We start from the raw sequence: 22,597 nt of genomic DNA, 5'->3' as shown, positions 1-22,597 counted from the left end.
GCGCGGATGAAAACATGATGAAAACATAAAGGGCCGCCACAACTGGCAGCCCAAAATTTCAACTATCGGCCAATTTACCGCCGTTTGCCCTGATGGCAACGCGCGGCGCTTGGGCCTATGCGGTTTCAGTTTCGTAGCTCAGCCGCTCAATTTCTTCTTTGAGTTTCAGCTTCTTCTTCTTCAGCCCGGCAATCACCAGGCCATCAACACTGGGGGATCGTTGGGCCGTCTCTACTTCCATACTAAGGTGGTCATGCTTCTTTTTCAGTTCGGTCAGATGCGAGCTGAGGCTCATGGCGTTCCTCCTTTAAAGCGAGATATGCGACCCCGAAACGACGGGGTCAAAGTGAGTGGAACACAAGTTTTACCATCTGTCACGCTGCAGACGCATATTTTTGTCATGAAATTGTCATATCGGCTGAAGCCCGCCAAAAGCTATATTTCTATAGGCAAAATCACCAAAAAATGCTGCCGTTTTTACGGACATTGATTGCAAAGTGGGCGCTAGATACTTATTTTGGCGCGGGCCAGATCAGCGGCGCGCCCTCGCGCAGGATGGCCCGCACTTCGGGGCGATAGCTCTCTGCGTCAGCCGTGTGACGCAGACCTTCATGCAAGATCAGCGGCGCATGCAGCCGGAAATCAGCCCGTCCGCCCTTGCGCGCGCGCAGCAAAACCAGCTCGGCCGGGCGACCCTGCCGCGGCGCCAGCGGCAAAATTTCAAGCGAGCCAAGACAGGCCTGACAGGCGCTGAGCATTTCCGGCAGACGATCAGCCCGCTGGATCATATGCAGATAGCCCTTATAGACCAGCCGCCGCGCCGCGGTTTCAATCCAGACCGACAGCGGGGTGTCGCCACCCAGGGCGATCTGCCGCCCCGCATCCAGCGCCGGACTATGGGCGCCTGTGCGGTAATAGGGCGGGTTGGCCAGCACGTGATCAAACTGGCGTTGGCGCAGCTGTTTCGGCAGATTCGCCAGGTTGGCCTCGACCACTTCCAGCACCTGACCATTCTGGCGGCCGTTGCGCCGCGCAAGATTGGCGTAATCAGGCTGAAGCTCTACCCCCGTCAACCCCAGGCCAGGGACCCGCGCGCCGAGGCACAACAGGGCCTGCCCGCCACCGCAGCCCAGCTCTAGCACCTGTTCGCCCGCGTGCGCAGGCAGAGCTGCCGCCAAAAGCACCGGGTCCACCCCGGCGCGATAGCCCTCTCGCGGCTGCCACAGCTTGACCCGACCGCCAAGGAAATCATTCAGGGACAGCGCCTCATCGGCAAAACTAAGCCCTGCCACAGGCTCGGCTTTGCCCGTGCCACTCATGTCGCCTGGCCAAGCGGGATGTCATTGTCCCGCATCGCACGCAGCGCCAGGTCGTAATCCGCTGCGCGCACCATCAGGCGGCGCGGGAAAATTCCGATGCCACCTTCAAGGATGCTCATATTTACGTCCATCTGAAAGCAGTCTATATCCTCTCCCTCAAGAAGGGCGGATGCAAAGGCCAGGACAGTCGGATCGGTGCTGCGCAAAAGTTCTTTCATGGGGATGGATCTAAGGGCAAGGCACTGACCTTGTCGAGCCTGAAAGCCGGGGAAGCAATGAACCAAATCACAACGCAGAAACCACATGACTTGCTCGCCGCGACCCTGAGCTCAGAGATGGACGCGGTCAACACATTGATCCAGACCAGAATGGCGTCGAAACACGCCCCCCGGATCCCCGAGGTGACTGCCCATCTGGTCGAGGCCGGCGGCAAGCGTCTGCGGCCGATGCTGACCCTCGCCGCCGCTCAGCTCTGTGGCTATGAGGGGGCGCATCATATCAAACTGGCGGCCACCGTCGAATTCATCCACACCGCCACCCTGCTGCATGATGATGTGGTTGACGAAAGCGGCCAGCGCCGTGGCCGCCCCACGGCAAATCTGTTGTGGGATAACAAAAGCTCGGTTCTGGTTGGCGATTACCTGTTTTCGCGCAGCTTCCAGCTGATGGTGGAAACTGGCTCGCTGCAGGTCTTGGACATTCTTGCCAATGCCTCTGCCACCATCGCCGAGGGCGAGGTCTTGCAAATGACTGCCGCCTCGAATCTCTCTACCGATGAAGCGATCTATCTGCAGGTGGTGCGGGGCAAGACCGCCGCGCTATTTTCTGCCGCAACCGAGGTGGGCGGTGTGATCGCCGAGGCCCCTGCCGATCAGATCAAGGCGCTCTATGACTATGGCGACGCCCTGGGCATTGCCTTCCAAATTGCGGATGACCTGCTGGATTATCAAGGAGACAGCAATGCAACCGGCAAGAATGTCGGTGATGATTTTCGCGAACGCAAACTGACCCTGCCGGTGATCAAGGCGGTGGCCCAAGCCACCGAGGAAGAGCGCCAGTTCTGGCAGCGGACCATCGAAAAGGGTAAGCAAGCCGAGGGCGATCTGGAACAGGCCCTTGCCTTGATGGCAAAATACGACACCCTAGAGGCCACCCGTCAGGACGCGCTGCGTTGGGCGGAAGCTGCGACCCAGGCCCTGACCGTGCTGCCGGATCATCCCATTCGCAAAATGCTGCATGATCTGGCCGATTATGTAGTGTCACGCCTGAACTAGCCCGGCTTCTTCAGGTCAGGCTGACAGCCCGAAGCCACCAGTCGGGATGTTCGGTGCCGATCTGATAGGCGGCCTTGTGGGCCGCCTTTTTGCTGGTATAAAGCGCAAAGCAGGTGGCTCCGGACCCGGACATGCGGGCAAGCAGCGCGCCAGAGCTGGTGCCCAGATCCCCCAGCACCCGATCAATTTCAGGGGCAATGCGCCGGGCTGCTGGCTCCAGATCATTGCGCTGCTCTGCCAGCCAGGCGGCACAGTCCGATGGGCTGGAAAAGGCGGGGATCGCCTCTGGCATTGGCGGATTGTCGCGGCTTTGCAGTCCCGAAAACACCGCCCCTGTCGGAACATGGCAGCCGGGATTGACCAAAAGCGCCTGCAGCTCTGGCAGATCAACCTTGGTGATGTCCTCGCCAATGCCACGCATACGGGCGGCCCGCGCAAGACCGCAGACCGGTACATCCGCCCCCAGTGACAGCGCCAAGCCAGGCGGAACTACCCGCCCCTGTGCCGCCAGCGCCGCCAGCAGGGCCGCTGCATCGCAGGACCCACCGCCGATACCAGCACCATGCGGCAGCTCTTTTCTCAGATGAATATGCCCCTGCCAGCCCACACCACGCGCAGCCTGCCAGACAAGATTGCGCTGATCATTCGGCACGCCATCGGCAAAGGGGCCAGACAGGCTAAGTGCCATCTGCGGTGCCGGTTCCAGCTGCAGCTGATCGCCCAGATCGGCAAAGACCACCAGGGAATCCAGCAGATGATAGCCATCGGCGCGCTGGCCGGTGACATGCAGGGTCAGGTTGATCTTTGCCGGGGCAAAGATATCAGCCTTCATTGGCGACCTGCAGAGGGGCTGCGCCTTCTTGCTCAAGCACTTGATCCAGCCCAATTTCCAACTTGCTGCGGATCCGGTCGGGATCAGCCTCGCCATCGCCCTTGCCACTGCGAATGAAGGAGAGGGCGCGCTTCCACTGAAATTCGGCTTCGCGCTGGCGGCCCACCGCCCAGTAAACATCGCCCAGATGATCATTGACCACTGGATCCACCGGCATCAGCTCGACCGCGCGCTCCATATGGGCAACGGCCTCTTCGTAGCGGCCAAGCCGATAGAACACCCAGCCCAGGCTGTCGACGATATAGCCCGAATCCGGGCGCGCCGCGACGGCCTGTTCGATCATGCCCAGGGCTTCATCCAGCTTGTCATCTTTTTCGATCAACGAATAGCCAAGGTAGTTCAGCACCTGCGGGCTATCGGGGCGCAGCGCCAGGGACGCGCGGAAATCAGCCTCGGCCTTGGGCCATTCCTTTAGCCGTTCATGGGCAATGCCACGGGCGTAATACAGGAACCAGCGACTGCCGGCATCCTCGGCCAGAAGAGACAGAGCAGTGTCATAGGCCGCAACGGCGCCGGCATAGTCCTCTTGCTGGCGCAGCAAATCGCCCAGGCTGATCGAGATCTGCGGCAGGGTGGGGAAATCCTGCACTAGCTGTTCCAGCACCTCGGCGGCGGCATCCGGTTTGGCGGCCCGGCGCATTGCCTCGGCCCGGCCCATTTCAGCGGCGTAGTATTCGGGATGGGTGTTGGGCACCTGCTTGTAGGTGGCAATCGACAGTTCATAGCGGCCCAGCTGATCCAGCAAATCGGCACTGAGCAGAACCGCATCAATATGCTGCGGGCTAAGCGCGGCGGCGACGCGGGCATACATCAAGACAAAATCGCTGGCGGCTTCACCGCTCATCACGGCGGCGAGGGTAAAGAACACCTCGGCGATGCCATCACGGGCGGTGCTGGCAATCGAAAAGCCCAGCGCTTCGCCAGCGGCAAGCCGGGCGCGAATGTCATCCAGAGCTGGGTCCGTGGCACTGCCAAAGCTGGCCTCTAGCGTTGCCAGCGCCTGTTCGTTTTCACCCAGCTGCGACAGGATTTCGATCCGCGCCAGGGCCGCGCGACGCGACAGCCGCGCCAGCTGGCCTTCATCGGCTGCAAACAGCGCCTCTGCGCCACCATAATTGCCAGCAGAAGCCAGTGCCAGCGCCTTGTGGTAAAGGGCAAAGGGGCGCAGGGCCTCTTCCTCGGCAATGCGATCAAACACCGCCAGCGCCTTATCAACAGAGCCGGTCCCCATATGTGCCCAGGCTTCGACCAGCCCATCCACCAGCGGGTGAATTTGTCGGCTCTCTTCGTCGCGCTCCAGAATGGTTTGAAAATCCTCGGCCAGGGCAAAACCACCAACCATGACGATATTGGCCGCCTGGCTGCGCGCGCCACTTTGCCAAAGCCGTTCGGCCACCGGGATTGCCTGTTTCATCTGACCCTGGGCCAAATGGGCAAAGACCACGTTTTCCATCAGCAGCGGATTGGACGGATCCCGCACCAATGCACGGGTATAATAATCTGCTGCGGCGGAAAAATCGCTTTCATAGGTGGCTGCCCGGCCCGCCAGATAGGCCCCGGCCAGCCCTTCGGCCACTGCGGACTGCGCCGCCAGCGCCCCTGTGGCGGCCAAGACGGCCAGGGAAACGAAGGGGCGGAAACAGAACGTTGGGGTCAAAATAGGCAGGTTGCGAAGAAATGATGCCGGCACCTGGGGGCCTCCTGTACGTGTGCGCGTCGCTTGGAGAGAAAGCGTAGTGCGGCAGGCCCCGACACGCAATGGGGCGACCCGAAGGCCGCCCCAATTTTGCGTAATTTCCGCCGTTTTGCCGCGCTACAGGCTATTAGTCGCTAACTTGGCGCACAGAGGCGCCCACTGCGGGCCTGTGTCGTTACATATTGGGATAGTTCGGGCCATCGCCGCCCTGGGGCGTGGTCCAGGTGATGTTCTGGCTTGGGTCTTTGATGTCGCAGGTCTTGCAGTGCACGCAGTTCTGGAAGTTGATCACGAACTCCGGCTTGCCGTCTTTTTCCACCACCTCGTAAACGCCAGCCGGGCAGTACCGCTGCGCCGGTTCGTCGAATTTAGGCAGGTTGGTTGCGATCGGCAGGCTTGGATCAGCCAGACGCAGGTGACAGGGCTGGCTTTCCTCGTGGTTGGTGGCGGCAAAGGACACATTGGTCAGGCGGTCAAAGGACAGCACCCCGTCAGGTTTGGGGTAGTCGATTTTTTTGTGCTTGGAGGCTTCCTCGGTCGCCTCGGCATCGTTTTTGCCATGCTTGAGCGTACCAAAGAGCGACAGGCCCAGGATGTTGTTGGTCCACATGTCCAGACCGCCCAGCATCAACGAGGCCATCAGCCCCCATTTGGACCACATCGGCTTGACGTTGCGCACCATCTTGAGATCCTTGCCGATGGCGCCATCGCGCACGACGGCCTCGTAGTCGGGTAGCTCATCGCCGGAGCGATCGGCCTTGATCGCCGCGTAGGCGGCCTCGGCAGCGGCTTTCCCTGACAGCATGGCGTTGTGGTTGCCCTTGATGCGCGGCACGTTGACCATACCGGCCGAGCAGCCCAGCAGCGCCACACCAGGCGCGACAAGCTTGGGCATCGACTGATAGCCGCCTTCAGTGATGGCACGGGCCCCATACGCGACACGCTTGCCCCCCTTCAGCAGATCCGCGACCATCGGGTGATGCTTGAAGCGCTGGAATTCCATGTAGGGATAGAGATGCGGGTTTTTGTAGTTCAGGTGCACCACAAAACCGACGTAAACTTGGTTGTTGTCCAGGTGATAGATGAAAGAGCCACCACCAGCATTGGAGTTCAGCGGCCAGCCCATGGTGTGGGTGACGGTGCCTTCCTTGTGCTTGGCAGGATCAATTTCCCAGATCTCTTTCATGCCAACGCCATATTTCTGCACGTCCTTGCCCGCGCCAAGATCATATTTGGCAATGACCTCTTTCGACAGCGACCCGCGCACACCTTCGCCAAGGAAGACATATTTGCCATGCAGTTCCATGCCTGGCTCGGTGTTGGGTCCATAGGACCCGTCTTCTTCCAGGCCAAAGACACCGGCAACCACGCCTTTGACTTCGCCCTTGTCACCGTAAACCAGTTCGGAACAGGACATGCCGGGAAAGATTTCAACGCCCAGCTCTTCGGCCTGCTCGGCCATCCAGCGGCAGACATTGCCCATCGAGACGATGTAATTGCCGTGGTTGTTCATCAGCGGTGGCATCGGGAAGTTGGGCACGCGGATTCCGCCCGCCTCGCCCAGCATGTAGAAATTGTCTTCCTTTACCGGCACGTTCAGAGGTGCGCCTTTTTCTTTCCAGTCCGGGATCAGCGCATCCAGACCGCAGGGGTCCAGCACCGCGCCAGACAGGATATGCGCCCCCACTTCAGAGCCCTTTTCCAGCACCACGACCTCTAGGTCGCTGTCCAACTGTTTCAGGCGGATCGCGGCTGAAAGACCAGCGGGGCCAGCCCCTACGATCACCACGTCATATTCCATCGTTTCGCGTTCGATCTCGGCCATAGAGGTGCTCCTTGGCTATTGTATTCGCTACCGGTCCCATCGCTGGGGGCGAGCTGGGCGTAATTTTCTTTCGCGGTTGCTTAGCGTTTGGCAACATGCCAGGTCAATCCAAACTCTGCGTTAGTTGCATCAGATCCGCGCTTTGCCGCAGGGGCAACAGCTGTTTTTCTTGCTCAGGTCCCATTTTCCGGTGGCACAGCCGGTTCTGGGCTGTCCCCCATGAGATAGCGCGGCCCCTTGCCCTTTTGTGCCGCCAGATCCTGCGGGTTGTACAATGCACAGTTGGGCAGTGACAGACAGCCACAGCCAATGCAGCCGTCCAGATTGTCGCGCAGCTTTTGCAGCGTGTCGATTCGTGCATCCAGATGGGCCCGAAACCCGGTTGAAATACGCGCCCAATCCTGCGGCGTCGGGGTGCGTCCGCCCGGCAGATCCTTCAACAGCCCGCGGATTTCCGGCAGCGAAAATCCAAACTTCTGGGCAATCATGATGAAACTGAGACGGCGAATATCGGCGCGATGAAACCGCCGCTGGCCACCGGCATTGCGCCAGGGTTCCAACAGGCCCTGCGCCTCGTAGTAACGAATCGCCGAAACCGCCAGGCCGGTGCGTTCGGACAGATAGCCAATGGCCACCCCTGCTGATCTTACCATTTCTCGGATACCTCTCATTTCCTGAAAAAATGCTTGAGCTAAAGTTAGGTTTAGAAATTACCGTAAGGCGACTCAGGTCAAAACGCTACTGAATTTAAGGAGAAAACCGATGAGCGCCATTTTGGAACATGCCAATATTACCGTCACCGACCCCAAGACCACGGCCCAGTGGATGCAAGCGGTCTTTGGCTGGCACATCCGCTGGTCTGGGGCGGCCAAAGAGGATGGCTTTACCATCCATATAGGCGGCGATGACAGTTACATCGCGCTCTATACCCCGGCAACACCACCCAGCGCGGGGCCGCGCAGCTATGGTATGCGCGGCGGGCTGAATCACCTCGCGGTTACTGTCAACGACCTGGACGCCACCGAAAAGGCGGTGATCGCCGCCGGTTTCACCCCGCAAAACCATGCAGATTACGAACCGGGGCGGCGGTTTTACTTTCTCGATCAGGACGACATTGAATACGAAGTGGTGCAATACGATGATTGATCTCTTGTGGCAGGCCCAACTACCACACCTGCCCGATCACGGCATTTTTCCGCGCAGTCCGGGCATAAAAACAGCGAAATCCACCGATTGAGCGGATTTGCCTGTGGACAGCCTACTGCCGCCTCTTGAAATTTGCGGCCGGATTGGGTCAGGTAATTGCTAACACCAAAATCGGCCCCGCTGCACTCTGTAGCGGGGCTCTGCCTTTGGTAAAAGCAACAACAGCTAGTGCCCTAGCCCAAATGACCTGGACCCAAGATATGGAAAAGATCCCAATGACCTCTGCGGGTCACACCGCACTCGAAGCTGAGCTCAAGAATCTGAAATCGGTGGAGCGCCCCACGATTATCAAGGCAATCGCAGAAGCACGCGAGCTGGGCGATCTGTCAGAAAACGCCGAGTACCATTCGGCGCGCGAAAAGCAGTCCTTCATCGAAGGTCGCGTCAAAGAGCTTGAGGGCATCCTGAGTCTTGCCGATGTCATTGATCCGGCCAAGCTATCCGGCTCTGTCAAATTTGGCGCCAAGGTCACCCTGGTCGATGAAGACACCGACGAAGAAAAAACCTGGCAGATCGTCGGCGAACATGAGGCCAACGTGGAGGCAGGTTTGCTGAACATCAAATCCCCCATTGCCCGCGCCCTGATCGGCAAAGACGAAGGCGACAGCGTCGAGGTCCGCACACCGGGCGGCGTGCGCGGGTACGAAATTTTGGCCATCGCCTACGGCTGACGCGCCAACTGACTGATACAGGCGCTGGCGGCCCGCACCGTGTGTCTTGCCAGCGCCCACAAAACCACTAGCCTTGTCTGTGCTAACCCTGATTTCAACTGACCCAACCTCCGCATTGCGAGCCCGCACATGACTGCCCAGGATGCCTCAAAACGCCCCTCTCCCTTTGCCGGGCACGGTGCTGACACTGGCCTTTCAGGTCCAAACTCTGCGGGCAAGGGGCTACCGGGATCACTGCTCTCCGGCAACGACCAGGACAGCAACAGTCTGGGCGGCGCCGAAGTGGTGGCAATTCTGCTGTCGGTGTTCTGGCTCTTGCTGGTACTTACACTCTACCTGCTGGCACCGGCGGATCAGGGCCTGGCCCACTGGACCCCAACCCTGTTGACGGCACTGGCAGTGACCCTGCCACTGGTGCTGATCTGGGTCACCGCCTGCGGCCTGCGTTCGGCCAGGCAAATGCGCAGCGAATGCCAGCGCCTGCAGGCCGCCATTGACGGCCTGCGCCACAGCTATCTGAGCCATGCGCAGCAGTCGGATGCCACGGACGGCTCAACCGTCAGCCAAAAGCTGACAGAAATTGCGGAAACCGCGCGCAAGACCGAAACCGCGCTGGCCACCTTCCAAAGCAGCCGCACCGCAACCGGCCGCCCGGCTGTCCCGCCAGAAGCCACGCGTCTCACCACCGAGGATCAGGGCAGCCTGGCACTTGGCACTTCTGCCGAAGACATCGCCCCGCCGCTGGCGGCAGAGCAATTCGTCCGGGCCCTGAATTTCCCCGAAACCGCCGAGGACGAAGAAGGCTTTACCGCCCTGCGCGCCGCGCTCAAGGATCGCAAGGCCGCCCAGGTGGTGCAGGCGGCGCAGGATGTGCTGACCCTGCTCAGTCAGGATGGCATCTATATGGATGACCTGCGCCCCGACATGGCCCGCCCCGAGATCTGGCGGCAGTTTGCTCAGGGAACCCGAGGCCGCGCCGTCGCCGCGCTTGGCGGGGTGCGCGATCGGACCTCTTTGGCGCTGACCTCGGCGCGGATGAAACAGGATCCGATCTTTCGCGATGCCGCGCATCACTTCCTGCGCCGTTTTGATCGCATGTTCACCGAGTTCGAAGCCCGCGCAAGCGATAGCGAAATTACCGCACTTGGCGATACCCGCACCGCCCGCGCCTTTATGCTGGTGGGCCGGGTTGCAGGCACCTTCGACTAGAAAGTGTCGCGTTCATCACCATCACGCGACACGCTCTACTTATCTGATATCGCATGGTTTAGATCCACAAAACCGCACCCAGTCTTGCGCAACATGTTCTCGGGAACGCTGCACATGGGGCACTTCACCGCGCCCCAAACAGGGCCAGGTTCAAAGCGTGAAGCTGCCATAGGGAATAAAGCGCACCAGATCGCCCGGCTGAATATCGGCAGCCGCGTCGCCCAGCTCGACCAGCCCCTCGGCCCAGCTCAGCCCTGAAATCCGGCCCGAACCTTCGGATTTGAACACCTCGACCTGCCCGTCGCGCACGCGGGCGCGCAGGTATTCGCGTCGGCCTGGCTTTTTGCGCTTGGCAAAACCGGCAGGCAGATCAAAACCCTGCGGACTGTGCCAGCCGCTGCCCGCCATCAGGCCGATCGCCGGGCGGGCAAAGATCAGGGTACAGATCAGCGCCGCCACCGGGTTCCCCGGCAGGCCAAAGACCGGAACCCCATCCCACATGGCCAGCGCCAGCGGGCGGCCCGGTTTCAACGCGATGCGCCATTCCTGCAGCGCGCCGCTTTCGCGCAGCAGGGCCGAAACATGATCTTCATCCCCCGCCGAGGCACCGCCGCTGGTCAGGATGACATCCACCTCGGCACTGGCGCTGTCAAACCGGTCGCGCAGGGCGGCGCGGTCATCCTGCACCCGCCCCAGATCCACTGGCCTCACCCCCATCTGGCCCAGCAGTGCCAGCAACATGGGGCGATTGGCATCATAGATCTGCCCCGGTGCGGCCGCTTCACCCGCCTCGCGCAGTTCATCCCCGGTCGACAGCACCCCCACGCGCAGCGGCAGATAGACCAAGAGATCCGAGATGCCGGCCGCAGCTGCCAGGGCCAGATCCGCCGGGGTGACCACTCGGCCCGCCGGTAGGATCACATCGCCCGCTGCCACATCTTCGCCCGCCTTACGGGTATTGGCCCCAAGTTTCAGCGGGCCGCGAAAGGCGATTTCACCCGTCCCAAGGGTAACGTCTTCCTCCAGAATGACCGTCTCTACCCCCGCAGGCAGCGCCGCGCCGGTCAGAATGCGGATCGCCTGCCCCGCAGGCACCACACCTGTATAGGCCAGCCCGGCGGCCGCCCGCCCCGCCACCAGCGGCATCACATGGGTACCTTCAGGCACCGCACCGGCAAAACCATAGCCATCAACCGCCGTATTGGGCTGCGGTGGGTTGGCACGCTGCGCGATCACATCCGCAGCCAGCACCCGCCCGACCGCAGCAGAGAGCGGCAAAACCTCTTGTCCGACCACCGGGCGTAACCGCGCCCGCAAGAGCGACAGCGCCTCGTCGACCGGCGTCCAGTTGACCCCGGCGGGCAGGGAAAAACAATCATTGCGCAGCGGTGGTGGTTTCAGGGTCATCAGGTAGCTCGCAGTCTATCGGCGTCTCTATGGGCCGGGCCATAAGCGTGGTTATCGGCGCGCAAACTCAGAGCGCCAGGTCTGCGGCGATGAAATCCGCAATACCGCTAGTGTCATCCAGGTTGAACACCACCCGGTCGCTTTCCAGCGGCACATCGCTGGCCAGAGCCCGGATAGTACCATCCCCCGGCGCAATCAAGGGCTGCCCGGCCGCCGCCCGGTGGGCTTCGATCTTGGGATGGGGCGCATGTTTGTAGCCCTCGACCAACACCAGATCAACCGGTGACATACGCGCCAAAAGCTCTTGCAACGTCGGCTCCTCTGCGCCGCGCAATTCCTGCATCACGGCAACCCGGTGGGCCGAGGCCAGCACCACCTCAGAGGCGCCGGCCATGCGGTGGCGGTGGCTGTCGGTGCCGGGCTGGTCGACATCGGTACTGTGATGCGCGTGTTTGATGGTGGAGACCTTGAGACCGCGATCGGTGAACTCGCTCACCAGCCGTTCCATCAGCCCGGTCTTGCCGCAGTTCTTCCAACCGGTGACACCGTAGAGTTTCATTGCAGCAGCTCCTCGGCCCGGGCCAGATCCGCAGGCGTGTTGACGTTGAAAAAGGGATCAAAGGGGGTCGCGTCAAACCGGGCTTCACGTCCCTGGTGCTGGTCCGTCCAGATCACCACCTTGCGCAGCCCATCCTTCAGCGCCGCGCGCAGATCATCGCGCAATGCCACCGGCCAGAGGCCAAAGGTCGGGTGGCGATTCACCTTGCTGCGCCCACCGGATTTCAGCTCGTCCCCGGTGCGCGGCGTTGTTGCCAGCACCAGCGGATGCGCCTGCCCTTCAGAGGCCGCAACCAACCGCACCACCAGATCGGTTGGGAAAAAGGGCGTATCCGCAGCGGCGGTAACAATTGCTTCTGCACCCTGGGTTGCCGCCCAGTCGAGCCCGGCCAGCACACCCGCGAGGGGGCCCGCAAAGCCTTCAATGCTGTCGGCCACCACGGGCAGACCCATGTCATCAAAGCGCGCAGCATCGCCATTAGCGTTCAGCGCCAGGCCAGAGACCTGCGGTGCCAGCCGGTCCCGCACGCGGTTCAGCAGGCTTTGACCGCCGATCTGCAACAGCCCCTTGTCGCCGCCGCCCATCCGGGTGGCAAGCCCGCCTGCGAGGATCACACCAAGAGGTTTGCTCATCATCAATTCTCCGCCCCGTTAGAAGGTTTTACCATCAGCGACTCTTGGCTCTGGCGCCCAAAGGCCCCACCCACGCCGTACCGCTCGCCCGCCGTGATGCCTGGGCGCTTTGCTTGCGCCCGCGAACAGGCCCTCCCCTCTGGCCTCATCCCGCGCTCTTCCGGCGGTGTTTCTTTGCCTCAACCGGCGCGTCTTTGGGATCCATGTCGCGTTCCAATCGTTCATCCCCCGAAAGGCAGGTAAACCGCTGGCCCCGCATACGGCCAATCAGCGTCAGGCCGACCTGCTGGGCGATCTCAACCCCCCAGGCAGTAAAGCCCGAGCGCGAGGCCAGCACCGGAATACCCATCATCGCGGTCTTGATCACCATTTCAGATGTCATCCGCCCGGTGGTATACATGATCTTGTCGGAGGCCTCGACGCCTTCTGACAGCATCCAGCCCGCGATTTTATCCACCGCGTTATGGCGGCCCACGTCCTCCATATAGACCAGCGGGCGATCCTCTTGGCACAGCACCGTGCCATGGATGGCGCCGGCCTCCAGGTACAGCGAAGGCGTGCGGTTGATCTTATGCGCCAGCGTATAAAGCCAGGAGGATTTCACTGGGGTCGCGGGCAGTTGCACGCCCTCCAGCCCCTCCATCATATCGCCAAAGACGGTGCCCACCGCGCAGCCCGAGGTGCGGGTCTTTTTCTGCAGCTTTTCCTCATAGGAGGTCTCTGACGCCGTGCGCACCACCACGGTCTCCAGCTCTTCGTCATAATCGACGCGCAGGATATCTTCGTCCGGCGACAGCATCCCCTGATTGCGCAGGAACCCAAGCGCCAGATATTCCGGGTAGTCGCCAATGGTCATGGCGGTGACAATTTCCTGCCGATTCAGATAGATGGTCAGCGGTCGTTCCTCGACCACCGACAGCGCGACAGGTTCTCCGTGTTCATTGCGGCCAGTGACAGCGCGAGTCAGGCCAGCTCCGCCGGGATTGGGCGCAATCAGATAGTCTGCCAAAATCTTAGCCAGGTCAGAATTATTTCCCAATTGCAGAGCCTCGCAAAGCTGCCTACCAAGTTCACATTGAACTTAGGACGGGCGCATGGCTTTCACCACCACGAAATCGGCTTTTTGGAAAGGCATGCGGGACAGCGCGCCCTTTCTTCTGGTCTCGGGCCCTTTTGGCCTGTTGTTTGGGGTTCTGGCAGGTGAGGCGGGACTAAATGTCGCTGACGCCCTGGCCTTTTCGCTGGCGGTTTTTGCCGGATCTGCCCAGTTCACCGCGCTGCAACTGCTGCAAGAGAATACGCCGATAATGATCGTGCTGATCTCGGCGCTAGCAGTCAACCTGCGGGTGGCGATGTATTCCGCCTCACTCACGCCTTATCTGGGGGATGCGCCTCTGTGGCAGCGGGCCTGCGCCGCCTATCTGGTGGTGGATCAGTCCTATGCGCTCTCGGTGGTGAAATTCGAAACCGAACCTGAGATGACCGTGCCCCAGCGCATGGCCTATTTCTTTGGCACCAATGGGTTGGTGGCACCGGGCTGGATGATTGCCACCCTGACCGGGGCGCTGGTGGGTGCCCAGATCCCCGCAAGCTGGGGATTGGATTTTGTCCTCCCACTGGCCTTTCTGGCGATGATTGGACCGATGCTGCGCACCCCGGCGCATCTTGTGGCCTGCTTTACCGCCATCGTGGTCTCGCTGCCGGCCATCTTGATGCCTTATAATCTGGGGCTCATTGTCGCCGGGCTGGCAGGCATGATGGCTGGTGCCCAGGCCGAGCTGTGGTTTGAGCGCAGGCTGGCAGTCCAGGCTGGCACCCAACAGGCCAACAAACAGGAGACCCCGTCATGAATGGATTCACCCCGGGCGAGCTGTGGTTTGTCATCATCGGGCTGGCCCTTGGCAGCTTTGGCCTGCGCTTTGCCTTTATCGGCTTCATGGGCGGGCGGCCCATGCCGGACTGGCTGATGCGGCATCTACGCTATACGGCGGTGGCGATCATTCCTGCCCTTGTAGCACCACTTGTGGTCTGGCCCTCAACCACCGGCGGCGCGCCCAGCCTGCCGCATCTGGCGGTGGCAGCGCTGACCTTTGTGGTCGGTTATCTGACCCGCAATGTGCTCTGGGCCCTGCTTAGCGGAGTCAGTGGGTTTTTGCTGTTGTTCTACCTAGCTGCCTAGGACGGCCAAGAAAAACGGCTGAACGGAGTACCGTTCAGCCGCTATCGATCTTCGCGATGGTCTAGGGGTCAGTGATGCAGATCACTGGCTCAGGGTCACGTTACCTTCGGCCAGGGCCTTTTGCAGGTCTGGATCGTCATCTTCGTAGTATTTTGTCGTGACGACACCGGGCCTGGCACCAAACTGCTCAGACAGTTTCACCGGATAGAAGGTCACCTTCATGTCTTCAAACCCGGGCAGCTGGCGCAGAATGGAGGCGGTGGAATTGGCGCAATAGGCCCCCGGCACCCGGCCATTGCTGACCGCCAGTTCATAGGCCCGCTGCGCCTGGGCAGGTGTGACTTCCAGCCGTTGCATCACCACATGGTGGGTACTGCGCGCATGGGCACCGCGATAGGCCAGCACCACAGATGGCGTGATACCATAAAGCACATCGTTTCGTTCCGGCACCACATCCGCATAGAAGGAACCGGCGGGATCAAAGATCACCCGCTCGGAGGCATTGATCATCAATGATGTATGTCCCCCAGCCCCGGTGCGGTTGTTCACCATGGTGAACAGCGTCAGCGCCGGCGGGCCGTTATGCACATGGGTCGCCGCCGCCAGGGTTGCCGCATCGGCATTGGGTTTCTTTTGCGCCGCACAGCCCGCAAGGGCAACGCAGCCCGCCAAAAGAGCCGCCCGCAGCGCGACACGGCCCGGTGGTGCCTGGTGCCACAGCACAGAAGCTGATGTCATCTGCAATAATCAGGTTGCAAAGACAGCAAGGAACAGCGTCAGCAGCACCAGAAAGATGCCAAAGCGCGTGGTGAATGTGATGAAGCCTTGGTAGGTCTGCTCTTGTACTTTGCAGTCCATGGTGCCGTGTTTGTGTTCAGCCATGACAGATCTTCCTATTCGTCTATGTTTTCTGCTGGATACTGGATTTCAAATCGCCTGTCACCACGTCATTGGCGCGCAGGGGCGTGAAAACCTTGGCCTGCGGCCTGCAGAGCGCGGCTTTTGACCGCCAGGACCGCCAGCCACCTTTTGGGGCAGCCCCATTCAGGCCGCCGCCCTTCGAATCGTCCCCTTGGCGACACCGCAGGCAACACCAAAGGACGGCGGTGTTTCGATCAGACAGGTGCTGCCGGATCGATAGCCTCGGGCAGCTCTGCTGCGGCAGGTTCTGCGCCCAGATCGCTGGCCAGACGAAAGCCGATGCGGTTGGCCGGCACTTCCTTGCGCGGTTTTGGCAACGCCCGCAGCATCACATTCATCTGGCTGACATGCTGCACCAGCTGGGTCTTGGCACCGCTACCATCGCTGCCATAAAAGGTGATGATATCAGGGTCATAATAGCCCATGCCCTCAATCCGCAGCACCCCGGCGTCGCCACCGACAAAGCCCATGGCAACCTCATGCTCAGCATCCAGCTGTTTCTCAAAGTTCTGGATATAAAGGATCAGCCGCTCATAGGCCCAGCGGGCCTCGCTTTTGGCGGCGTCTTTTTGCTGCAGCTTTTCTGGCACCGCGCCCAATCCCTGGCAGGCCTCTGGGTCGGTATGGACCTCATGCACGCAGGGCAGCACCGCCGCCTCGACCGCCTCAGCACTGGTTGAAATCTTGTTGTCCATGGCGCGTTACTCCCCTTTCCGGGGTTGCCCCCGATTTATTCCTTGCTCTGGTACAGCCAGGCACCATCGGCCCGTTTAACACGGCTGACGCGCCCGGTGTGATACAGGTGATTGACATGGGCCACTGCCTCGACCAGTGCAAGCCCATACTCGCCCTCGCCAATCTTGCGCTTGAACAGCGGTGCAAAACAATCGGCTGCTGTCTTGGGGCTGTCCAGGTAATCGACCAGACGATCCAGCCCGCCGTGATGGTTGTCGATCAACTGTCGCATCCGCAGCGGCAGTCGGGTAAAGGGCAGCTTGTGCCCGCCCAGCGCCAGATGATCGGGGCGTGCCAGCAGCGCCAGACGTTCGCAGGCCTCCAGCCATTCACCCAAAGGATCTGCCATCGGTTCGGTGGCATAGACCCCGATATTGGGGCTGATAGAGGACAGAATCTGATCGCCACTGATCACCAGATTGTCATCACGGCTCCAGAAGGTGACATGTTCCGGTGCATGGCCATTGCCCATGTGCACATCCCAGTCACGCCCGCCCATGCGAAAGACATCGCCCTGCTGCACCCGGGTAAAGCCCAGCGGCAGTGGATAGACCATATCGGCAAAGTTAAAGGGCCGGTCGGCCACCCGTTTGTCGTAGATTTCAGACGCCATGCCAGCGCTGCGATAATAAGCCAGGGTTTCTTCGGGCCAGGTTTCCTGCACATCCAGCGTCAGCATCCGGGCAAACAGCCAGGCGGTGCGGCTGGTGACCAACTCGGCCCCATGTTCCGACTGGAACCAGCCTGCAAGTCCGATGTGATCGGGATGGTGATGGGTGCCCACCACCCGGCTGATCGGCTTGCCCTTCAAGGGGCCTGCCATCAAGGTCTCCCAGATCTCGCGGCTTTTACGGGTGTTGAACCCGGTGTCTATTACCGTCCAGCTGTCGCCCTCATCCAAGGCATAGATATTCACATGGTCCAGCTTCATCGGCAGCGGTTGGCGCAGCCACAGCACGCCTTCAGCAACTTCGATCACCTCGCCTAAGGCGGGTGGTTCTGTCCAGGGCGTACGCGGGCCAACTTCGGGAACACTTGCCATGATCAACCTGCCAATTCTTCAAGAGAGAGCGCCATGGTGCCAGCGGCGCCTTCCTGCACATGGGTCAGCAGGCCCAGATGCTCTGGCAGCATCCGCTTGATGTAGAAGCGGGCCAGTTTTTCCCGTGGGCCGCCCTTGTCGGCAATCGCCGCTGCAAGGTGGTAATGCCCGCCCAGCACCCGCGCAAAGGCCCGCAGATAGGGCACCGCACCGGCAAAGCGATCCTGCAGGTCACTTTGTTCCACCAGCCATTCGGTGGTTTCACGCAGGGATTCGCAGGCCTGCCATAGCGCTTCGCCCATATTGGGATGGGTGGCGCGGGCCCCTTCGGCCTGGGCCTCGATCTCGTCGATGATCCGGCAGGCCATATCGCCGCCATCCATCATCTTGCGCGCCACCAGATCCATTGCCTGGATGCCATTGGTGCCCTCATAGATCGAGGTCACCCGCACATCCCGCAGGAACTGCGCCGCACCGGTTTCTTCAATAAAGCCCATGCCGCCATGCACCTGAACACCCATATCTGCAACGCGAATGCCGGTATCGGTGCCAAAGGCCTTGGCAATCGGGGTAAGGAAGGCGGCCCGCGCCTTCCAATCGGCGCCCCCGGTGGCGCTGTGCATGTCGGTGGCGTGGGCGCAGGCCAGCAGGATGGCGCGGGCGGCATAGGTATCGGCCTTCATCTCCATCAGCATCCGGCGCACATCGGCGTGATCCGCAATCACCCCCGAGGCAGATTTGCCCTGTTTACGTTCCAGCGCGTATTCCAGCGCCTGCTGCGTGGCGGCCTCGGCGATGCCAGCCCCCTGCCCCCCAACGCCAAGGCGCGCATTGTTCATCATGGTGAACATCGCCGCCATGCCGCCATGTTCCGGCCCCACCAGCCAGCCCCTGGCACCGTCAAACTGCATTACGCAGGTCGGGCTGCCGTGCAGGCCCATCTTGTGTTCCAGGCTGACCACGCCCAGCGTATTGGCCGCCCCCAAAGAGCCATCTGCTTCTGGCAGGAATTTTGGCACCAGGAACAGCGAAATCCCCTTGGTCCCCGGCGCGCCATCGGGCAGCCGCGCCAACACCAGGTGGCAGACGTTTTCTGCAAAGTCATTATCCCCCCAGGAGATAAAGATCTTCTGGCCCGTCACCGCATAAGAGCCATCGCCATTTGGTTCCGCCTTGGAGCTGAGCGCCCCCACATCGGATCCCGCCTGCGGTTCCGTCAGGTTCATGGTGCCGGTCCATTCGCCGGAAATCAGCTTTGGCAGGTAAAGCGCCTTCAAATCATCGCTGGCGTGATGTTCCAGCGCTTCGATTTGGCCCTGGCTCATCAAGGGGGCCAGTTGCAGCGACAGGCAGGCGCCGCTCATCATCTCGTTCACCGCGCTAGTCAGGGTCATCGGTAGCCCCATGCCGCCATGTTCGGGGGCTGCGCTCATGCCGATCCAACCGCCCTCGGCGATGGCGCGAAACCCCACGCCAAACCCCGGAGATGTCTGCACCACGTTATCTTTCAACACTGCTGGCTGTAGGTCGCCCCCGCGTTGCAACGGCGCCATCGCCTCGTCGCACAGCTTGCCCGCCTCGCCAAGGATGGCCGAAACCAAATCTGCGCTGGCCTCGCTGAACCGCTCAGTCTGGGCGATCTGGTCAAAACCGATCACGGTGTTCAGCAGGAATTCATACTCGGATACGGGGGCACGGAAGGTCATGGGCGTCCTCTTGTCGGCCTGAAACTCTCGTCGGCCTGAATTTATCGACCAAAATGGCCGTTCACGGGGAATACCGGGCGCAAGGCTTGGCATTGCCACAGCCGCCCGGTATGTCTGTTTAGCTGCTCGATTACCTAACTGCAGCCCCTTTGCAATCAACCAAAACGCCGCGTCACCAAAAATGCCAGAAAACACTGCCCCAAAAGCAACCGAAATCCTGCCTGCGACAGCGGTTGGCATAACCCATGCTGCAGATCTGTTGCGCGCTGGTGAACTGGTCTCTTTCCCAACAGAAACAGTCTATGGGCTAGGGGCAGACGCCCGCCAGGGCAACGCGGTTGCGGCGATTTATGCCGCCAAGGGACGCCCCAGTTTCAATCCGCTGATTGCCCATGTGGCCTCGGCCGAGGCCGCAAAACGTTACGTCATCTGGAACGCCTGGGCGGAAACCCTCGCCCGCGCCTTCTGGCCGGGACCGCTGACCCTGGTGCTGCCGCTGGCGCCGGATCATGGGATCTCCGATCTGGTTACTGCAGGGCTTGATACACTGGCGGTACGTGTTCCGGCCCACCCGACCGCACAGAGGCTACTGTCAGAACTGGACGGTCCGCTGGCCGCACCTTCGGCCAATCCTTCGGGACGCATCAGCCCCACCACTGCCGATCACGTCATGGCCGGTCTCTCCGGGCGGATCGCCGCCGTGGTCGCGGACGGAGCCTGCGGCGTTGGGCTGGAATCGACCATCCTGGGCCTGGCCGGTGACACGCCCGTTCTGCTGCGCCCGGGTGGTCTGGCCGCCGAGGATATCGAGGCCGCTCTGGGCCAGCCCCTGGCCACACGTGACCTGCACGATCCCCTGACAGCGCCCGGGCAGTTGTTGTCACACTACGCGCCACAAGAGCGGGTGCGGCTGAACGCCTCAGCCCCCCGCGCGGGCGAATGCTACCTTGGATTTGGCCACTACAGCGGCGCCCGCGCCTGCGATCTGTCGCTCTCGCCAACGGGTGATCTGGTCGAGGCCGCCGCCAATCTCTTTGGTCACCTGCATCAGCTGGATACCCTGGGGCAGCCCATCGCCGTGGCCCCGATTCCGGAAACCGGGCTGGGCGCGGCGATCAATGACCGGTTGCGCCGCGCCGCCGCGCCGCGTGACTGATGGCCTGACGCTGGCTCCTCTCAGGCGGTGCCCGCACTGGCCGAGAGCGACAGGGGATCTATCCCCAGAGACCCCAGCGCCGCGCCCCATTTTTCTCCATCTTCGGTGTCAAAAATCAGCGCATCCGTGCTCTCGGTGGTCAGCCAGCCATTGGCGATGATCTCGGCCTCCAGCTGCCCCGGACCCCAGCCGGCATAGCCCAGCATGATCAACAGTTGTTCTGGCCCGTTGCCCTGGGCAATATCTTCCAGCACGTCCAGCGTCGCCGTCATCCCGTATCTGGGCGGCACCCGCAGCGATTTTATCCGCGACTCATACTCCTGCGAGTGCAGCACAAAGCCACGCTGTGTCTCTACCGGGCCGCCAAACCGGATCGCCTGGGCACCCTGTGCCGCATCGGTAACCGGGATTTCCAATTGGGCCAGCAGATTTTTCAGTTGAACATCAGGGGCCACCTTGTTGATGATCAGCCCCATGGCACCCTCATCACTATGGGAACACAGGAAGATCACCGAATGTTCAAACCGTGGATCACCAATGCCCGGCATTGCAATCAAGAGTTTCCCGGTAAGATTCATGCTCCGCCCTTTCTCATATTCCAAAATAGCGCCACACCAGCATGCCGCCCGGGCGCGCCGGGTGCAAGGGGCAGCGCGATTTCTACCCGCCCGCCTGCGCCTGCCGTCACCTATGAATGACCGGATCGTGACTTGGCTTTTGATCGCCAAAGGCCCATCTATACCGCATGACAAAACCGCATCGCCCAAAGCCATCGTCCCCGCCTGATCTAGTCGACCCTGATCAACCATACCGCCGTTCTTGGGCGTGGCCTCTGGCCGCCCCCCTTGCCTTGGTGGCGCTTTTGCTTGGGGCGGGTCTGCCCCTGCAACCCGCGACGGCCCAAAGCGCGCTGGCGAGCAACACCTCGGATCTGGTACAGATAGAGGTGCTGGATGGTGGGCTTACAGCGGATGGCCGCTATACCGGCGCCCTGCGGCTTACCCTGCGCGAGGGCTGGAAAACCTATTGGCGCAGCCCCGGCGAGGCCGGTATCCCGCCGCGCTTTACCTGGCGTGGTTCGCGCAACGTCGGCGAAATGTCGATGACCTGGCCCGCACCGCAGGTGTTTTCAACCTCTGGCTACCAGACCATCGGCTATCACGACCAGCTGGTGCTACCAATTGAAATCACCCCAGAACGCGCAGGCCGCCCCGTACGCCTGAAAGGGCGGATGGAATTAGGGATCTGCAAGGATGTCTGCGTGCCCTCCGAACTCAGCTTTGATCACCAGCTGGATGCCAAGGCCGGGCGCAATACCGCCATTGTTGCCGCGCTTGCCAGTCGCCCCTATTCCGCCAGCGAAGCCGGGGTTGTGGCAACGACCTGCCAGCTAAAGCCCTCCAAATACGGGATCAAGGTTGAGGCCCGAATTACCATGCCCAGCGCTGGCGGGACAGAAATTGCGGTGATCGAACCCGGCTCTGCGCATCTCTATTCCGGGGGCACCCAGACCCGGCGCAGCGGCAATACCCTGATCGCCACGGCAGAACTGATGGCGGCAAAGACCGGCACCCTGCCTGCAGTGGATCGCTCGCGCCTGCGCATCACTGTTTTAGGGTCCAAACATGCTGTAGATATTACAGGCTGCACCGCAGGATGACCAAGACAGGATGACCCAGGCAGGCGCTCCCCCTCCGCTTGCGCTGCCCGTCGCGCCGCAAATACCGATTCTGGGTGCCATTGCGGTGGTCTACCATCAGGGTCAGGTGTTGCTAATCCAGCGTAAGAACCCGCCCAATGCAGGTGCCTGGGGCTTTCCCGGTGGCCATGTAGAACTGGGCGAAACTGCGCTCGCGGCTGCCCGGCGCGAACTCGCCGAGGAAACCGGCATCCATGCCCGTCCGCTGGAATATCTCACCAATATTGATGTCATGCTGCGCGATGCGCAGGGGCAGGTGCAAAAGCAATATCTTCTGACAGCGGTGCTCTGCGCCTATGAAGGCGGCACGGCGCAGGCCGCGGATGATGCGCTCGACGCCCGCTGGCTCGCAGTTGACAGTATCGAACAACAAGGCCTAGCGCTGATCGAACAGGTCGCCGCAGTTGCCCGTCTGGCCCGCGCCAGGTCTCTTTGACCCCACCCCCGGCCTTGGGGGCGTCTTGCCTGG

At 61.3% G+C, this 22,597-nt stretch carries 26 protein-coding genes; 9 read left to right on the top strand and 17 right to left on the bottom strand.

Annotation, left to right across the window (positions count from 1 at the left end; all coding sequences use genetic code 11):
* Window positions 1-115: 115 nt before the first annotated feature.
* The 3 genes from LRK71_RS10290 to LRK71_RS10280 form a co-directional block, all read right to left on the bottom strand.
* On the bottom strand, window positions 116-295 hold the full coding sequence (locus LRK71_RS10290; protein WP_232403162.1) for a YdcH family protein: 180 nt from the start codon (window positions 293-295) through the stop codon (window positions 116-118).
* A 217-nt stretch (window positions 296-512) separates the two neighbouring features.
* The gene (locus LRK71_RS10285; RefSeq protein WP_232403160.1) at window positions 513-1,319 is read right to left on the bottom strand and encodes a tRNA1(Val) (adenine(37)-N6)-methyltransferase; all 807 of its coding nucleotides are present in this window, start codon (window positions 1,317-1,319) and stop codon (window positions 513-515) included.
* The gene (locus LRK71_RS10280) at window positions 1,316-1,537 is read right to left on the bottom strand and encodes a putative signal transducing protein (protein ID WP_232403158.1); all 222 of its coding nucleotides are present in this window, start codon (window positions 1,535-1,537) and stop codon (window positions 1,316-1,318) included. The genes LRK71_RS10285 and LRK71_RS10280 overlap by 4 nt, the downstream gene beginning before the upstream one ends.
* 57 nt (window positions 1,538-1,594) lie before the next feature.
* Between LRK71_RS10280 and LRK71_RS10275 the strand changes: the two genes are divergently transcribed.
* Window positions 1,595-2,593, top strand: a complete 999-nt coding sequence (locus tag LRK71_RS10275) for a polyprenyl synthetase family protein (protein WP_232403157.1) — start codon at window positions 1,595-1,597, stop codon at window positions 2,591-2,593.
* A 10-nt stretch (window positions 2,594-2,603) separates the two neighbouring features.
* Here the strand turns inward: LRK71_RS10275 and LRK71_RS10270 are convergent, their stop codons facing one another.
* From LRK71_RS10270 to soxR, 4 genes are all read right to left on the bottom strand, one after another.
* Entirely contained in the window at window positions 2,604-3,425 is an 822-nt protein-coding gene (locus LRK71_RS10270; protein WP_232403156.1) for a 4-(cytidine 5'-diphospho)-2-C-methyl-D-erythritol kinase, read from the bottom strand.
* Complete coding sequence (locus tag LRK71_RS10265) at window positions 3,415-5,175, bottom strand: tetratricopeptide repeat protein (RefSeq protein ID WP_408635996.1); 1,761 nt, start codon at window positions 5,173-5,175, stop codon at window positions 3,415-3,417. Before LRK71_RS10265 ends, LRK71_RS10270 begins: the two co-directional genes overlap by 11 nt.
* Window positions 5,176-5,356: 181 nt before the next feature.
* Window positions 5,357-7,006: an electron transfer flavoprotein-ubiquinone oxidoreductase gene (locus LRK71_RS10260; protein ID WP_232403155.1), complete on the bottom strand. Its 1,650-nt coding sequence runs from the start codon at window positions 7,004-7,006 to the stop codon at window positions 5,357-5,359.
* 173 nt (window positions 7,007-7,179) lie between these two features.
* Window positions 7,180-7,659: a redox-sensitive transcriptional activator SoxR gene (gene soxR / locus LRK71_RS10255; RefSeq protein WP_232403154.1), complete on the bottom strand. Its 480-nt coding sequence runs from the start codon at window positions 7,657-7,659 to the stop codon at window positions 7,180-7,182.
* Window positions 7,660-7,768: 109 nt separating this feature from the next.
* On the opposite strand from soxR, the gene LRK71_RS10250 reads away from it, so the two are divergent.
* The 3 genes from LRK71_RS10250 to LRK71_RS10240 all read left to right on the top strand — a co-directional run bounded on the left by LRK71_RS10250 (window position 7,769) and on the right by LRK71_RS10240 (window position 10,092).
* Complete coding sequence (locus LRK71_RS10250) at window positions 7,769-8,152, top strand: VOC family protein (RefSeq protein ID WP_232403153.1); 384 nt, start codon at window positions 7,769-7,771, stop codon at window positions 8,150-8,152.
* Window positions 8,153-8,412: 260 nt separating this feature from the next.
* Window positions 8,413-8,883, top strand: a complete 471-nt coding sequence (gene greA / locus LRK71_RS10245; protein WP_232403146.1) for a transcription elongation factor GreA — start codon at window positions 8,413-8,415, stop codon at window positions 8,881-8,883.
* A 129-nt stretch (window positions 8,884-9,012) separates the two neighbouring features.
* Entirely contained in the window at window positions 9,013-10,092 is a 1,080-nt protein-coding gene (locus LRK71_RS10240; protein WP_232403144.1) for a hypothetical protein, read from the top strand.
* Between the two features lie 150 nt (window positions 10,093-10,242).
* Here LRK71_RS10240 and LRK71_RS10235 read toward each other — a convergent pair whose 3' ends face one another.
* The 4 genes from LRK71_RS10235 to fdhD all read right to left on the bottom strand — a co-directional run bounded on the left by LRK71_RS10235 (window position 10,243) and on the right by fdhD (window position 13,702).
* Window positions 10,243-11,499, bottom strand: coding sequence for a molybdopterin-binding protein (locus LRK71_RS10235; RefSeq protein WP_232403142.1), 1,257 nt, complete (start codon window positions 11,497-11,499; stop codon window positions 10,243-10,245).
* Between the two features lie 67 nt (window positions 11,500-11,566).
* Window positions 11,567-12,058, bottom strand: coding sequence for a molybdopterin-guanine dinucleotide biosynthesis protein B (mobB, locus tag LRK71_RS10230; protein WP_232403141.1), 492 nt, complete (start codon window positions 12,056-12,058; stop codon window positions 11,567-11,569).
* Complete coding sequence (gene mobA / locus LRK71_RS10225; RefSeq protein WP_232403140.1) at window positions 12,055-12,690, bottom strand: molybdenum cofactor guanylyltransferase MobA; 636 nt, start codon at window positions 12,688-12,690, stop codon at window positions 12,055-12,057. The genes mobB and mobA overlap by 4 nt, the downstream gene beginning before the upstream one ends.
* Before the next feature lie 145 nt (window positions 12,691-12,835).
* Window positions 12,836-13,702: a formate dehydrogenase accessory sulfurtransferase FdhD gene (fdhD, locus tag LRK71_RS10220; protein ID WP_408635998.1), complete on the bottom strand. Its 867-nt coding sequence runs from the start codon at window positions 13,700-13,702 to the stop codon at window positions 12,836-12,838.
* 82 nt (window positions 13,703-13,784) lie between these two features.
* Here fdhD and LRK71_RS10215 point away from each other — a divergent pair, with 82 nt between their 5' ends.
* Together LRK71_RS10215 and LRK71_RS10210 are read left to right on the top strand one after the other, a co-directional pair.
* Entirely contained in the window at window positions 13,785-14,540 is a 756-nt protein-coding gene (locus tag LRK71_RS10215) for an AzlC family ABC transporter permease (protein ID WP_232403137.1), read from the top strand.
* Window positions 14,537-14,869 carry an AzlD domain-containing protein gene (locus LRK71_RS10210; RefSeq protein ID WP_232403135.1) on the top strand — a complete coding sequence of 111 codons (333 nt, stop codon included), beginning with the start codon at window positions 14,537-14,539 and terminating at the stop codon, window positions 14,867-14,869. The genes LRK71_RS10215 and LRK71_RS10210 overlap by 4 nt, the downstream gene beginning before the upstream one ends.
* 81 nt (window positions 14,870-14,950) lie before the next feature.
* Here the strand turns inward: LRK71_RS10210 and LRK71_RS10205 are convergent, their stop codons facing one another.
* From LRK71_RS10205 to LRK71_RS10185, 5 genes are all read right to left on the bottom strand, one after another.
* Window positions 14,951-15,607: a hypothetical protein gene (locus LRK71_RS10205; protein WP_232403133.1), complete on the bottom strand. Its 657-nt coding sequence runs from the start codon at window positions 15,605-15,607 to the stop codon at window positions 14,951-14,953.
* A 9-nt stretch (window positions 15,608-15,616) separates the two neighbouring features.
* Window positions 15,617-15,751: an aa3-type cytochrome c oxidase subunit IV gene (locus LRK71_RS10200; protein WP_232403131.1), complete on the bottom strand. Its 135-nt coding sequence runs from the start codon at window positions 15,749-15,751 to the stop codon at window positions 15,617-15,619.
* A 233-nt stretch (window positions 15,752-15,984) separates the two neighbouring features.
* Window positions 15,985-16,485: a DUF6173 family protein gene (locus tag LRK71_RS10195; RefSeq protein WP_232403129.1), complete on the bottom strand. Its 501-nt coding sequence runs from the start codon at window positions 16,483-16,485 to the stop codon at window positions 15,985-15,987.
* A 35-nt stretch (window positions 16,486-16,520) separates the two neighbouring features.
* Window positions 16,521-17,567 (bottom strand): MBL fold metallo-hydrolase, encoded by a 1,047-nt coding sequence (locus LRK71_RS10190; RefSeq protein ID WP_232403127.1) that lies wholly within the window; start codon window positions 17,565-17,567, stop codon window positions 16,521-16,523.
* A gap of 2 nt (window positions 17,568-17,569) precedes the next feature.
* Window positions 17,570-19,273, bottom strand: a complete 1,704-nt coding sequence (locus tag LRK71_RS10185) for an acyl-CoA dehydrogenase (RefSeq protein WP_232403126.1) — start codon at window positions 19,271-19,273, stop codon at window positions 17,570-17,572.
* A 181-nt stretch (window positions 19,274-19,454) separates the two neighbouring features.
* Here LRK71_RS10185 and LRK71_RS10180 point away from each other — a divergent pair, with 181 nt between their 5' ends.
* The gene (locus LRK71_RS10180) at window positions 19,455-20,429 is read left to right on the top strand and encodes an L-threonylcarbamoyladenylate synthase (RefSeq protein WP_232403123.1); all 975 of its coding nucleotides are present in this window, start codon (window positions 19,455-19,457) and stop codon (window positions 20,427-20,429) included.
* Window positions 20,430-20,449: 20 nt separating this feature from the next.
* On the opposite strand, the gene LRK71_RS10175 is transcribed toward LRK71_RS10180, so the two are convergent.
* On the bottom strand, window positions 20,450-21,007 hold the full coding sequence (locus LRK71_RS10175; protein ID WP_232403121.1) for a YqgE/AlgH family protein: 558 nt from the start codon (window positions 21,005-21,007) through the stop codon (window positions 20,450-20,452).
* A gap of 272 nt (window positions 21,008-21,279) precedes the next feature.
* Between LRK71_RS10175 and LRK71_RS10170 the strand changes: the two genes are divergently transcribed.
* Both LRK71_RS10170 and LRK71_RS10165 read left to right on the top strand, forming a co-directional pair.
* Complete coding sequence (locus LRK71_RS10170; protein ID WP_408635995.1) at window positions 21,280-22,089, top strand: protein-disulfide reductase DsbD domain-containing protein; 810 nt, start codon at window positions 21,280-21,282, stop codon at window positions 22,087-22,089.
* A gap of 10 nt (window positions 22,090-22,099) precedes the next feature.
* Complete coding sequence (locus LRK71_RS10165; protein WP_232403119.1) at window positions 22,100-22,564, top strand: NUDIX domain-containing protein; 465 nt, start codon at window positions 22,100-22,102, stop codon at window positions 22,562-22,564.
* The last annotated feature ends 33 nt before the right edge of the window (window positions 22,565-22,597 follow it).

Source organism: Pseudophaeobacter flagellatus, assembly GCF_021228235.1.
GTDB lineage: Bacteria > Pseudomonadota > Alphaproteobacteria > Rhodobacterales > Rhodobacteraceae > Pseudophaeobacter > Pseudophaeobacter flagellatus.
This window is presented reverse-complemented; position numbering and strand designations above follow the sequence as displayed.

Coding starts and splice junctions, on each gene's coding strand:
- LRK71_RS10200 (WP_232403131.1), bottom strand. CDS start 15,751: ATGGCTGAACACAAACACGGCACCATGGACTGCAAAGTACAAGAGCAG.
- LRK71_RS10235 (WP_232403142.1), bottom strand. CDS start 11,499: ATGACCCTGAAACCACCACCGCTGCGCAATGATTGTTTTTCCCTGCCC.
- LRK71_RS10190 (WP_232403127.1), bottom strand. CDS start 17,567: ATGGCAAGTGTTCCCGAAGTTGGCCCGCGTACGCCCTGGACAGAACCA.
- LRK71_RS10275 (WP_232403157.1), top strand. CDS start 1,595: ATGAACCAAATCACAACGCAGAAACCACATGACTTGCTCGCCGCGACC.
- LRK71_RS10165 (WP_232403119.1), top strand. CDS start 22,100: ATGACCCAGGCAGGCGCTCCCCCTCCGCTTGCGCTGCCCGTCGCGCCG.
- LRK71_RS10180 (WP_232403123.1), top strand. CDS start 19,455: ATGCCAGAAAACACTGCCCCAAAAGCAACCGAAATCCTGCCTGCGACA.
- LRK71_RS10285 (WP_232403160.1), bottom strand. CDS start 1,319: ATGAGTGGCACGGGCAAAGCCGAGCCTGTGGCAGGGCTTAGTTTTGCC.
- soxR (WP_232403154.1), bottom strand. CDS start 7,659: ATGGTAAGATCAGCAGGGGTGGCCATTGGCTATCTGTCCGAACGCACC.
- greA (WP_232403146.1), top strand. CDS start 8,413: ATGGAAAAGATCCCAATGACCTCTGCGGGTCACACCGCACTCGAAGCT.
- LRK71_RS10215 (WP_232403137.1), top strand. CDS start 13,785: ATGGCTTTCACCACCACGAAATCGGCTTTTTGGAAAGGCATGCGGGAC.
- LRK71_RS10250 (WP_232403153.1), top strand. CDS start 7,769: ATGAGCGCCATTTTGGAACATGCCAATATTACCGTCACCGACCCCAAG.
- LRK71_RS10175 (WP_232403121.1), bottom strand. CDS start 21,007: ATGAATCTTACCGGGAAACTCTTGATTGCAATGCCGGGCATTGGTGAT.
- mobA (WP_232403140.1), bottom strand. CDS start 12,690: ATGAGCAAACCTCTTGGTGTGATCCTCGCAGGCGGGCTTGCCACCCGG.
- LRK71_RS10210 (WP_232403135.1), top strand. CDS start 14,537: ATGAATGGATTCACCCCGGGCGAGCTGTGGTTTGTCATCATCGGGCTG.
- LRK71_RS10270 (WP_232403156.1), bottom strand. CDS start 3,425: ATGAAGGCTGATATCTTTGCCCCGGCAAAGATCAACCTGACCCTGCAT.
- LRK71_RS10280 (WP_232403158.1), bottom strand. CDS start 1,537: ATGAAAGAACTTTTGCGCAGCACCGATCCGACTGTCCTGGCCTTTGCA.
- LRK71_RS10205 (WP_232403133.1), bottom strand. CDS start 15,607: ATGACATCAGCTTCTGTGCTGTGGCACCAGGCACCACCGGGCCGTGTC.
- LRK71_RS10240 (WP_232403144.1), top strand. CDS start 9,013: ATGACTGCCCAGGATGCCTCAAAACGCCCCTCTCCCTTTGCCGGGCAC.
- LRK71_RS10260 (WP_232403155.1), bottom strand. CDS start 7,006: ATGGCCGAGATCGAACGCGAAACGATGGAATATGACGTGGTGATCGTA.
- LRK71_RS10290 (WP_232403162.1), bottom strand. CDS start 295: ATGAGCCTCAGCTCGCATCTGACCGAACTGAAAAAGAAGCATGACCAC.
- LRK71_RS10195 (WP_232403129.1), bottom strand. CDS start 16,485: ATGGACAACAAGATTTCAACCAGTGCTGAGGCGGTCGAGGCGGCGGTG.
- LRK71_RS10185 (WP_232403126.1), bottom strand. CDS start 19,273: ATGACCTTCCGTGCCCCCGTATCCGAGTATGAATTCCTGCTGAACACC.
- mobB (WP_232403141.1), bottom strand. CDS start 12,058: ATGAAACTCTACGGTGTCACCGGTTGGAAGAACTGCGGCAAGACCGGG.